The organism is Photobacterium sp. 1_MG-2023 (assembly GCF_030547945.1).
Classification (GTDB): Bacteria; Pseudomonadota; Gammaproteobacteria; order Enterobacterales; family Vibrionaceae; genus Photobacterium.
The window spans coordinates 124,415-136,871 of sequence record NZ_JAUORR010000008.1 but is presented as its reverse complement, the minus strand read 5'-3'; the positions used below and the strand labels follow the sequence as shown (position 1 = coordinate 136,871).

8 protein-coding genes are annotated in these 12,457 nt (G+C 52.8%); 2 read left to right on the top strand and 6 right to left on the bottom strand.

From position 1 onward, the window contains the following. Positions 1–105: 105 nt before the first annotated feature. The 3 genes from Q4579_RS09620 to Q4579_RS09610 all read right to left on the bottom strand — a co-directional run bounded on the left by Q4579_RS09620 (position 106) and on the right by Q4579_RS09610 (position 2,268). Positions 106–1,335 carry an ammonium transporter gene (locus Q4579_RS09620; RefSeq protein WP_303563549.1) on the bottom strand — a complete coding sequence of 410 codons (1,230 nt, stop codon included), beginning with the start codon at positions 1,333–1,335 and terminating at the stop codon, positions 106–108. Between the two features lie 29 nt (positions 1,336–1,364). Next, positions 1,365–1,703 (bottom strand): P-II family nitrogen regulator, encoded by a 339-nt coding sequence (locus Q4579_RS09615; protein WP_303563547.1) that lies wholly within the window; start codon positions 1,701–1,703, stop codon positions 1,365–1,367. Between the two features lie 196 nt (positions 1,704–1,899). Continuing rightward, a complete protein-coding gene (locus Q4579_RS09610) occupies positions 1,900–2,268 on the bottom strand; it encodes a YacL family protein (RefSeq protein WP_303563546.1) in 369 nt (122 codons plus the stop codon). 195 nt (positions 2,269–2,463) lie between these two features. Between Q4579_RS09610 and Q4579_RS09605 the strand changes: the two genes are divergently transcribed. After that, positions 2,464–3,621, top strand: a complete 1,158-nt coding sequence (locus Q4579_RS09605) for a glycerate kinase (protein ID WP_303563545.1) — start codon at positions 2,464–2,466, stop codon at positions 3,619–3,621. A gap of 52 nt (positions 3,622–3,673) precedes the next feature. Here Q4579_RS09605 and acnB read toward each other — a convergent pair whose 3' ends face one another. Further along, a complete protein-coding gene (gene acnB / locus Q4579_RS09600) occupies positions 3,674–6,271 on the bottom strand; it encodes a bifunctional aconitate hydratase 2/2-methylisocitrate dehydratase (RefSeq protein ID WP_303563544.1) in 2,598 nt (865 codons plus the stop codon). 215 nt (positions 6,272–6,486) lie between these two features. Then, complete coding sequence (locus tag Q4579_RS09595; protein ID WP_303563543.1) at positions 6,487–8,745, bottom strand: patatin-like phospholipase family protein; 2,259 nt, start codon at positions 8,743–8,745, stop codon at positions 6,487–6,489. Between the two features lie 115 nt (positions 8,746–8,860). Between Q4579_RS09595 and Q4579_RS09590 the strand changes: the two genes are divergently transcribed. Then, the gene (locus Q4579_RS09590) at positions 8,861–10,774 is read left to right on the top strand and encodes a methyl-accepting chemotaxis protein (protein ID WP_303563542.1); all 1,914 of its coding nucleotides are present in this window, start codon (positions 8,861–8,863) and stop codon (positions 10,772–10,774) included. A gap of 203 nt (positions 10,775–10,977) precedes the next feature. Here the strand turns inward: Q4579_RS09590 and lpdA are convergent, their stop codons facing one another. Further along, positions 10,978–12,402, bottom strand: coding sequence for a dihydrolipoyl dehydrogenase (gene lpdA / locus Q4579_RS09585; RefSeq protein WP_211646303.1), 1,425 nt, complete (start codon positions 12,400–12,402; stop codon positions 10,978–10,980). Positions 12,403–12,457: the final 55 nt, after the last annotated feature.

Sequence of the window (12,457 nt, the reverse complement as noted above, 5' to 3'; positions counted from 1 at the left end):
GTAGCAGCCTGACCGGACAATGCGTTGAAACAAATGAACACAAAAAAACGCTGCACAAAGGCAGCGTTTTTAATAGTTTTGTGAATAAGCGCAGAGTTTGAGCAATTACTTCACACTGACAAACTCTGGATAGGCATCGATGCCACAATCGTGCAGGTCCATCCCCGCCATTTCTTCTTCTTCGGTCACACGGATACCCATGGTGACTTTCAGGATGCCCCAGACCGCCAGGCTTGCCCCAAAGACCCAGGCAAAGATAACCGCTGCACCCAGCAGCTGAGCGCCAAAGCTTGCATCACCGTTGCTGAACGGAACCACCATCAGGCCAAAGAAACCGCACACGCCATGGACAGAAATCGCACCGACCGGATCATCAATCTTCAGCTTGTCCAGACCAATGATGCTGAAGACCACAATCGCACCGGCAATCACACCGATGATCACCGCTGACATGGGCGATGGCGACAAGGGATCCGCCGTAATCGCAACCAAACCCGCCAGCGCGCCATTCAGAATCATGGTCAGATCCGCTTTACCCCAGGTCGTTTTACACACGGCCAGTGATGCCAGCGCACCGGCAGCCGCTGCAGCATTGGTGTTCAGGAAAATCTTGCCCACCGCGGTCGCATTCTCAAAATCCGAGACCATCAGCTGTGAGCCGCCGTTGAAGCCGAACCAGCCAAACCACAGGATAAATGTACCCAGCGTTGCCAGCGGCATGTTTGAACCCGGAATCGGCAGAATTTCACCATTCTTACCATATTTCCCTTTTCGGGCACCCAGCAGCAACACACCAGCCAGCGCCGCTGCTGCACCCGCCATGTGAACAATCCCTGAGCCTGCAAAGTCGCTGAAACCAGCCGCAGACAAGAAGCCGCCCCCCCAGGTCCAGTAACCTTCAACCGGATAGATCACACCGGTCAGAACCACAGAGAACACCAGGAAAGCCCACAACTTCATCCGCTCGGCCACTGCGCCGGAAACCACAGACATCGCGGTTGCCACGAATACCACCTGGAAGAAGAAGTCAGATTCCAGCGAGTGATCCGCGCCTTCAGCCTGAGTGCCAAACAGGGTGCCGAATGAAGGCAGCCAGCCCCCCTCACCATTATCGACATACATGATGTTGTAACCAATGATCAGGTACATGGTGCAGGCAATCGCGTAAAGGCAAAAGTTTTTGGTCAGAATTTCAGTGGTGTTCTTCGAACGCACCAAGCCTGCTTCCAGCATGGCGAAACCTGCCGCCATCCACATCACCAGCGCGCCGGAAATCAGAAAAAAGAATGTGTCGAGTGCGTATCGCAGCTCTGTCACCGTTGTTGATAATTCCATGGTCATAGTCCTCTTATCACATCTGGTTGTTATAATGCTTCTGCGTCTGTCTCGCCGGTACGGATACGTACTGCGTGGTCCAGATCGTAAACGAAAATCTTACCGTCACCGATTTTGCCGGTATGAGCCGCCTTGGTGATGGCCTCAATGATCATCTCCAGGTTCTCCGACTGCGTCGCAATCTCCAGTTTGACTTTCGGCAGGAAATCAACCTGATACTCTGCGCCACGATACAGCTCGGTATGACCTTTCTGACGGCCGAATCCTTTCACCTCAGAAACTGTCATCCCCTCAACACCGACATCTGCCAGTGCTTCACGAACATCATCTAACTTGAATGGTTTGATAATTGCGTTGATGAGTTTCATTCCCCTGCTCCTTAACCTGTGCGTCCCTAAACGAAGTACACAGATGAATAAACAAGCTCCGTGCCAACTTTTAAATAACAAACAAAACAATCACTTAAGTGAGAGCCAGAAAAGTTGCACAAAAAAGCCGCACCATCATGGTGCGGCTGATTCCCTAAGAAGAAGCAAGGCAGAAAAATGCGTGCTGACGATCTTGTTAGCGGCCTCTGATAAATGCACGCCAGGCATGCAGTACCTGTTCCAGATCTTCAAACCCGCACAGAGACATGGCTTCATCATCGTAATGGCTCATGTCCTCTTCCATTTCATCTTCCGTGCTGAAAAACAGATAGTTAGCCTGAACAATGGCTTCGTTGTCCTGCAAGCTCAAGGTCATTTCTTCGCCGATGAGTTGCCATTCAGTCATGGTGCCTTTCAATGCACCAAGTTGATTCAGGATCAGGGCAATCTTTGCCTCATCATCCTGCACCTCTTCAATCAGCCAGCGACCCAGCGCTTCATGCCCCATCGAGAAAACGACGTGATAACTGCCATCCAGCATATTTTTCTTAAATTCGTAATCCATAGCCACCCTTCTTCTGATGTTTGCTGTTCAGGCATTTGTCGATACCGTCTGAGACAAATACACTGAGGACAGGCGCCAGAGCCCGCCTGTACCTGCCATCGACCGCGCGCACCATGTCAGGAACGCCGTCAAATTGCAACCAGTCTGCGTCTGCCTCGTAACAGATACGAGGGCAACACATTCAACGAGGACCCTATGAAAATCATCATTGCACCCGATTCCTATAAAGAAAGCCTGCCAGCACTCGCGGTTGCCCGTGCGATTGAAGCCGGGTTTCGTCAGGTACTGCCCGAGGCCGATTACCGGCTGTGCCCCATGGCCGATGGCGGTGAGGGAACGGTGCAATCACTCGTCGATGCCACACAGGGAAAAATCATGCAGGTCCGCGTGACCGGGCCTCTGGGCACCCCGGTTGACGGTTTCTATGGCTTGCTGGGAGACGGTAAAACGGCGGTGATTGAAATGGCGGCGGCTTCCGGGTTGGATCTCGTTCCCACAGCAAAACGCAATCCGATGCGGACGACCAGCTATGGCACGGGGGAATTGATCACAGCTGCACTGGATCAGGGCAGAACGCATCTGATCATCGGGATTGGTGGCAGTGCGACCTTAGATGGTGGCGCTGGCATGCTGCAGGCACTGGGTATCCGGTTACTGGATCGGCAAAACCAAGACATTGGCTTGGGTGGCGAGGCACTCTCAGATTTGGCCCGTATTGATACCACGGGATTGGATCCCAGACTGGCACAAGTCTGTCTTGAAGTTGCTTGCGATGTGGATAACCCGCTGTGCGGCCCAAACGGCGCGGCGCGAGTCTTCGGTCCGCAGAAAGGTGCCACTGAAGCCATGATCAGGCAACTGGATGCCAACCTTGCCCACTTTGCAGACTGCATGGCAACGCAGCATCAGTGCATGGTCAGAGATAGCCCGGGTGCCGGTGCTGCGGGGGGCATGGGTGCTGCGCTGATGGGGCTTTTGAATGCACACCTTCAGCCAGGGATTGAGATTGTGATACGCGCGACCGGACTGGCCGATATCATGTCGGACGCGGATCTTGTGATCACGGGAGAAGGCCGCATTGACAGCCAAACGATTCATGGCAAAACACCCATTGGGGTCGCCCGCTGTGCCCAACAATTCAATGTAGCGGTGATCGGCATTGCGGGCAGCCTGTCGCAGGATCATGCCATCGTATTCCAGCATGGCCTGGACGCGGTGTTCAGCGTGGTCAACCATCCCTGCGATCTGGCAGAGGCACTGGCGGACGGTGCACAGAACCTGACCCTCACGGCCCGAAACGTCGCCGCACTGCTGGTGCTTGGCGGCCAGTTGTCCGCCCTGAAATCCCATTAAAAAAGGGAGCCTGAGCTCCCTTTTGTGTGGTGTCTTGCTTCAATCCGGCAGATTAAACTGCAGCCTGAACAATCACTTCGTCCGCACGCTTGGTGTACTGATCCATGCGGTGGAAATTCAGATAACGGTAAGTATCTGCTGCCGTGGCATTGATCTGTTTTGCGTATTGCAGGTATTCATCCATCGTTGGGATACGGCCCAGAATCGCACCCACAGCCGCCAGTTCTGCGGAAGACAGGAAGACATTGGCCCCTGTCCCCAGACGGTTCGGGAAGTTACGGGTCGATGTAGACATGACGGTTGCTTTATCAGCCACGCGCGCCTGGTTACCCATACACAGTGAACATCCCGGTGTTTCGATACGCACACCCGCACGGCCAAAGATACCGTAATAGCCTTCTTCAGTCAGTTGATCGCGGTCCATCTTCGTTGGTGGCGCAACCCACATCCGGGTATTCAGCTGACCGCCGAACTTATCCAGCAGTTTACCGGCAGCACGGAAGTGACCGATGTTCGTCATACAAGAACCGATGAAGACTTCATCGATGGCTGTGCCCTGAACTTCAGACAGCAGACGCGCATCATCCGGATCGTTTGGCGCACACAAAATCGGCTCTTTGATCTCTGCCAGATCGATTTCGATCACATGGGCATATTCTGCATCTTTATCCGCTTCCATCAGCGCCGGATTGGCCAGCCAGTCCTGCATTGCCATAATACGACGCTCGATAGTACGGCGATCACCGTAACCTTCAGAGATCATCCACTTCAGCATGACGATGTTGGATTCCAGGTATTCAGCAATAGATTCCTGAGACAGTTTCACCGTACAACCCGCAGCACTCCGCTCAGCAGATGCATCCGACAATTCGAACGCCTGCTCAACCGTCAGGTGTTCAACCCCTTCGATTTCCAGAATACGGCCAGAGAATTCATTGATCTTACCGGCTTTCTCAACCGTCAGCAGACCTTGCTGAATCGCGTAGTAAGGAATTGCATGAACCAGATCACGCAGCGTGATCCCTTCTTGCATTTCACCCTTGAAGCGCACCAGAATCGACTCTGGCATATCCAGTGGCATCACCCCGGTCGCCGCAGCAAACGCCACCAGACCAGAACCGGCAGGGAAGGAAATTCCCAGCGGGAAACGGGTGTGCGAGTCACCGCCTGTACCCACGGTATCCGGCAGCAGCATGCGGTTCAACCAGGAGTGGATGACACCATCTCCCGGACGCAGGGAAACACCGCCACGGTTCATGATGAAATCTGGCAGGGTATGGTGCGTGTTCACATCAACCGGCTTCGGATACGCGGAAGTGTGGCAGAACGACTGCATGGTCAGATCCGCTGAGAAGCCCAGACAGGCCAGATCTTTCAGTTCATCACGAGTCATCGGGCCCGTGGTGTCCTGAGAACCCACTGTGGTCATTTTCGGCTCACAGTATGTGCCAGGGCGTACACCTTCAACACTGCACGCTTTACCGACCATTTTCTGAGCCAGTGTGAAACCTTTGCCTGAATCGGCCACAGGTTGCGGACGACGGAAGACATCAGAAGGTGCCAGGCCCAGCGCTTCACGCGCGCGGTCGGTCAGACCACGGCCAATGATCAGCGGAATACGGCCACCGGCACGCACTTCGTCGATCAGCACATCTGTTTTCAGTTTGAACGTTGACACGACTTCGTCTGAGTCGTGACGGCGGACTTCACCTTTGAACGGATAAACGTCAATCACGTCACCCATGTTCAGCGCGGTCACATCCACTTCAATTGGCAGTGCGCCGGCATCTTCCATAGTATTGAAGAAGATTGGGGCAATCTTGCCACCCAGCACATAACCACCGGCACGCTTGTTCGGCACATAAGGGATATCATCACCCATGAACCACAGCACTGAGTTAGTCGCAGATTTACGGGAAGAGCCCGTACCCACAACATCACCCACGTAAACCAGCTGATGACCTTTGGCCTGCAGGGCTTCGATTTGCTTCATCGGACCCACAGAACCCGGCTGATCCGGTTCAATGCCTTCACGTTCGTTTTTCAGCATGGCCAGCGCGTGCAGCGGGATATCCGGGCGAGACCAGGCATCTGGTGCCGGAGACAGGTCATCGGTGTTGGTTTCACCCGTCACTTTAAAGACGGTCAGGGTAATTTTTTCAGCCAGTTCAGGCTTGGACAGAAACCACTCGGCATCCGCCCAGGATTGCAGCACCTGTTTGGCAAATGTATTGCCTGCTTTCGCTTTCTCTTCCACATCATAGAAAGCATCAAACATCAGCAGGGTGTGAGACAGGGCTTTGGCAGCGATTGGCGCCAGCGCGCTATCATCCAGCAGGCTGATCAGAGGCTCAATGTTATAACCGCCCTGCATGGTACCCAGTAATTCAGCAGCTTTTTCTTTGCTGACAATCGGTGAAGCCGCTTCACCTGCTGCGATCGCGGCCAGGAAACCTGCTTTCACGTAAGCAGCCTCATCCACACCCGGTGGGATGCGGTTTTCCAGCAGCTCAATCAGAAAGTCTTCTTCACCAGCAGGGGGATTTTTCAGAAGTTCAACCAAAGCAGCAGCTTGCTCGGCATCCAGAGGCTTGGGGACAACCCCTTCGGCAGCACGCTCTTCGACGTGTTTACGGTAGGCTTCAAGCACGACATATTCCTCTTTTTTCGGTTTAACCAGACGGTTAAACATCCTTGGAAGTGATTGCCCTCTCCGGTTTGCTCGCACGCATTATGCTTGATTCGATTCAGACCTTTATGGCGTGCAGGAGAGACCAAAACCGGTTACGGAGCATATCATTTTTAACGAAACATTAAAATCAGGCTGACTTTTACAACATTCACAAAACAGGAAAAATCCGTTTGCTACAGTTCTCCTCCAAATAACAAATAAAACGAACTTAAATCTTCTGCAGTTTGGCCATATGCCAGAATAAACGGGCCAAACGGTGTCGTAATCCCCGTAAATATACTCCCGGCGTAATAACCCGGCAGATCAGAAAACGATAAATCTGGATTGTTATATACCCCGCCCCACTCCAGAGAGGTCCCCAGATAAACAGAAGAGTTAAACAAACCAAAGTCGTTATCCGTCAGGTGATAGCGATACACCAACGCAGAGAACACTTTGTTATTACCGGACAGGCTGTTTTTAGGAATGCCAGACAGGTTCAGAAAACCACCCAGCTCTTTGGGATCAAGCCGCAGATCTTCATCCGAACTGACTTTCCCGTATTCCGCCTTTCCCATCATAGTATGGCGACCAAAAGTATAGGCACCTTTCCATGCGAAATCGAAATGCAGCGCCGTATCGGATAAACGCTGCCCCTGAAAGGTCGCACTGTCGTCTGATGAAGCCACTTCGGCCAGCAGGTAATGGCCTTCTTTCGGCAAGGTGAAGTCGTCCAGCGTGTCGAGGTTATAGCGAAGATACAATCTGCGGCTGCTGCGCTTTTCATTACCGAGACGCAGGATCCCGGGAAACTCGGTGTCGCCGTCGCCAATCAGGTAGCCCGCCCGGAATTCCTGCCACAAAGCTGGCTGCCAGCCAATCGAACCGTCCAGGTGAAAATCGCTGAACCGGGCCGCGATAAAGTCGTCAATCTTCTTCAGATCCGGCTCTTCGCCCGTAACCGTCACATTGGTGTTGACGACGTCATAATCGAGCCCCAGCACGGAGAACCACTCCTGATCGCTGGTAAAGGGAATATACAATTCAGTGGCAATGCGTTTATCGGAGCCATATTCGAGCTCGGTTCGCCACTCGGCCCCTTTTTCCGATAACCCGGTTGCGGTCAGTGCCAGACCGATGGAAAAGTCCGTATTGTTGTCAAAGTCATCTTCCAGCGAGAAGCGCATATCAATAAAATTCGGTCCCCAACTTTTGGCTTTGACATCCAGAATCAGAATATGGCGCTCACCGAGGCGCTCAATGCGGTAGTCCACCCGCTCAAACCGATCCAGGGCATAGAGATCACGAACACTTTTTTCCAGTTGCTCGGAATCAACTTTCATCCCAGGCTTGAGTTGCAAGCGATCCAGCAACACTTCATTGGCATAAGGACTGTTGTTGATCAGCTCAATCTGATCAATCCGCCGTCTTTCGAGAAAATCCAGCTGTCGCCGGGCGGCTTGTTTTTGCTCAATATAATCCTGATAGATGGTCGCACTGCCCAAAGCAGCCAGTTGCAGGCGCTGCATCTGGACCGTGTGATAACCGCTGTCGAACGCTTCCGGCATCCGGTTGAAATCTGTGGTCGTGATCCCCTGAATATCCGGCCGCAGCAAAATATCCGCCTGCCCCAGCAGCGCTTCCTGCCTTGCGGCATTATCACGTACCATAAAATCTGTGAGCTGATCCATCACCACCAGATAATCCGTCAGCTCATCCGCCGTTTTGAAATCGTTACTGATATCCACGGCGATTACCACATCGGCGCCCATCTCTTTCACCACAGAGATCGGCAGGTTATTGGTGATCCCGCCATCCACCAGCAACTTGCCATCCAGCATCACCGGTGGCAGCAGTCCCGGCACCGACATACTGGCCTGCATCGCTTCAGCCAGATCGCCACCGGACAACACAACGGGTTTCAGATTTTCGATGTCCGTGGCGACAGCACGGAAAGGAATGGGTAAGGTATCGAAGCTGATCATCCAGGGCAGATTACCAGACGTGGTACGCAGAATTTCTCCCATAGTCTGGCCCTGCACAAAGCCTTTGGGCACTTTCACTTCCCAGAATTCGACCCCGAGATCGGTGACAATCTGAAAGCGGTCTTCCTGCTGTTTTTCACGAACCCGGCGCTCACTGCGTTTCACCCGGTCTTCGTAACCGGATGCCCAGTCGACCGTATTCAGGATGGCTTCGATTTCATCCGCACTCATACCCGAAGCGTACAATCCGCCCACATAAGCGCCCATACTGGTGCCGACGATGTAATCAACAGGGATTTGCAACTCTTCCAGGGCTTTGAGGACCCCGACATGGGCCGCCCCTTTTGCCCCTCCGCCACCCAGCACAAGTCCGACGTGTATACGTTCAGCACTTTTTTGCGATGGCTGCGCTAAAGCAGCGGGAATCGCTGCCGATATCACAAGAAACAATGCAATAAACCGAAACATCCTTTTTTAAACACCACTTTGGTCACATGGCCAGTTCCAAGAAACTGGCAAATAAATCACAACGAATCCGAACACTTATACCGCAGATATGTCGGTAGCAACAGAGAATTGATGCATGAATATCAAGCACCTTTCCATCAGACAAAAGCTGACGCTGGCGATGAGTATCGCTGTCATCGCTTCCTGTGCACTGGTCAGCTATCTCAGTTTGAGTCAGTCACAACAAATTATTCAGTCCAGATTACTCACCAGTGAACTCCCCACCCGGCTGACGCATTTTCGCGATCAGGTAGAGTCAGAAGTCAAGCTTCTGCAAAGTGCGACCGAGCAACTGGCGTCCAATCACGCCACCCTCAAATTACTTGAACAACCCGTCAGTGAGGCGGACAACCAGCAACTGGTCGATTTGCTCAATCAGCTAAAGGCGCAATACGGGCTGAATGATGCTTCGATTGCCAACCGGGACACCGGCGATTACTGGAACCAGAATGGCTTCCTGCGCCGCCTGAACCGCAATCAGGATAACTGGTTTTTTGGTTTTCGTGACAGTAACGAGTCAAGAATGGTTCAGGTCTTTCGGGAAGCCAATGGCGAACTGAAACTCTTTGTCAATTTCCAGCAGATCAACGGCAAAGGAATGTCTGGTTTTTCCCGCTCTTTCAATGATATGGCGAACTTATTGTCTCAATTGAAATTAGAGCAGAGCGGTTTTGTTGTCCTGACTGATGCCAAGGGTGTGGTCCAGCTCGATCCCAACAACCGCAATCCGGACAAATCTCGCTTAACCGACCGCTTCGGTGCCGACAGCCGGATTCTGCTCGAAAAGCAATCCTTTAACCTGTTCACGACAGAGCACAATGGCGAGCAACTGCTGCTGGCTTCCAGCTATATTCCGTCCATGAACTGGTTTGTCATTGCTCAGGTGCCTGAGCATGAAGTGTTTGCTGAACTGAATGAAACCCGGAATCACGTCATTTTACTGGTGATCCTGACCACGCTGGCCTTTATCGGTCTGGCCGTCTATTTGAGCCAGACCATTACCCGCCCGATTCAGCAGGCCGCCAACACCTTCCGTGAACTGGGTGAAGGCGATGGCGATCTGAGCCGGCGAATCCCGGTTTCCGGACGAGATGAAATTGCACAGCTGGGCGAAGGATTCAACGCCTTTGCCAACAAGATTCATGCACTGGTGACCGACATTGCCAGCACCGGGACCGATCTGCGGGTTGCTGCAGAGCAGGTTTCTGAGCATGCACAGACGACGCTCACGCACAGTCAGTATCAGCGTGATCGCACCGTACAGGTTGCAACCGCGATTAATGAAATGGGGGCAACGGTCAGCGAAATCGCCGGAAACGCCGCTTATGCTGCTGAATCCGCATCACAGGCAACCTCTGCCACCAGCAATGGCCAGCAGGTCGTTCTGAGTGCGCAGGACAGTATTGAACAGTTGGCCAGCGACATGAACAACATGGTCCGGGTCATCAGTGATCTGGCCGATAACACCGTAGCGATTGGCGGTATTCTGGAAGTCATTCGTGGGGTGTCGGAGCAAACCAACTTGCTGGCACTCAATGCCGCGATCGAAGCAGCCCGTGCCGGAGAACAGGGCCGTGGCTTTGCAGTGGTTGCTGAAGAAGTCCGTAATCTGGCCAGCCGGACAGCGAAATCAACAGATGAGATTCAGACCATGATTGACCGTCTGCAGCAGGAAGCACAGAACGCCGTTCAGGCAATGCAGAACAGTCAGCAGCTCACTGAAGCCGGGACGCAGGCATCTCACGATGCCACCAAGGCTCTGCAGTTGATCAATGACCAAATCATGCAGATTTCGGATCTGAATACTCAGGTTGCGACCGCAACCGAAGAGCAATCCACCGTAGTCAGCGATATCAATGTCAACATCGAAGATATCAACGAAAATACCCAGCGGACGTCCGAAACGGCCAACGACATGGTGACGGCCAGCCAGAATCTGCACGCACTGTCCGTTCGTCTGGAGCGTATGGTCAGCAGTTTCAAACAGTAATCAGTTTTTACAGCCTCTGATACGAGCCCTGAACACTCCTCCGCCATTACACATGGAAGGAGGAGCAAAAGCGGCGAGCCAGAGCGCCCTTCGCAGGCATCTTTCGCCACAAGATAGCAGGCACCGAAAGCCATAACGCAGGCTCAGAACGTAAAAAAGCGCCCGATGGGCGCTTTTTTCATGCGTTCAGAAAAGGTAAGAACTTACTTTTTCTTCTTCGCTTTTGCGTTTGGCAGGTCAGTGATCGAACCTTCGAACACTTCCGCAGCCAGACCAACAGACTCGTGCAGCGTCGGGTGCGCGTGGATGGTCAGCGCGATGTCTTCGGCATCACAGCCCATCTCGATTGCCAGACCGATTTCGCCCAGCAGCTCACCACCGTTGGTCCCCACAATGGCACCACCGATGACGCGGTTGGTGTCTTTGTCGAAGATCATCTTCGTCATACCGTCGGCACAGTCAGAAGCAATCGCACGGCCAGAGGCTGCCCATGGGAAGGTTGCAACTTCGTAGTTGATGCCTTCTGCTTTCGCTTCTTTCTCAGTCTTACCAACCCAAGCCACTTCTGGCTCAGTGTACGCAATAGAAGGAATGACTTTCGGGTCGAAGTAATGCTTCTTACCAGCAATCACTTCAGCAGCCACGTGACCTTCATGCACACCTTTGTGCGCCAGCATTGGCTGACCCACAACGTCGCCGATTGCGAAGATGTGTGGGACGTTGGTCCGCATTTGCTTGTCGGTGTTGATGAAACCACGCTCATCAACAGCAACACCCGCTTTCTCAGCGTCGATCAGCTTACCGTTTGGTGTACGGCCAATCGCAACCAGAACTGCATCATAACGAACAGGCTCAGCAGGTGCTTTCTTGCCTTCCATTGATACGTAGATGCCGTCTTCCTTCGCTTCAACCGCAGTCACTTTGGTTTCCAGCATCAGATTGAACTTCTTGCTGATACGCTTGGTGAAGACTTTCACGATGTCTTTGTCTGCCGCAGGGATCACCTGGTCAAACATTTCAACCACGTCGATCTGAGAGCCCAGTGCATCATACACAGTTCCCATTTCCAGACCGATGATACCACCACCCATGACCAGCAGTTTCTCAGGAACTTCTTTCAGTTCCAGCGCATCTGTAGAGTCCCAGATACGTGGGTCTTCATGCGGGATAAATGGCAGCTCGATCGGACGAGAACCTGCAGCGATGATCGCGTTATCGAAGTTCACTGTGGTGGCTTCTTCGCCTTCAACAACAATGGTGTTCGGACCGGTAAATTTACCGTAACCGTTCACAACCGTCACTTTACGCATTTTCGCCATACCACCCAGACCGCCAGTCAGTTGGTTGATGACTTTTTCTTTCCAGATGCGGATCTTGTTGATGTCCGTTTGCGGCTCACCGAAGACCACGCCGTGCTCAGCCATGGCTTTTGCTTCTTCGATGACTTTCGCCACGTGCAGCAGTGCTTTCGATGGGATACAACCCACGTTCAGGCAAACGCCACCCAGCGTGCTGTATTTTTCAATCAGAACCGTTTCCAGACCTAAGTCTGCGCAACGGAAAGCGGCAGAGTAACCGGCAGGACCTGAGCCTAGAACTACGACCTGGGCTTTAATTTCTTTACTCATTATTGACCTCGTTGTAAGTCATCTATCCCTAAACTGGCTGTAAGGCAGAATGCAT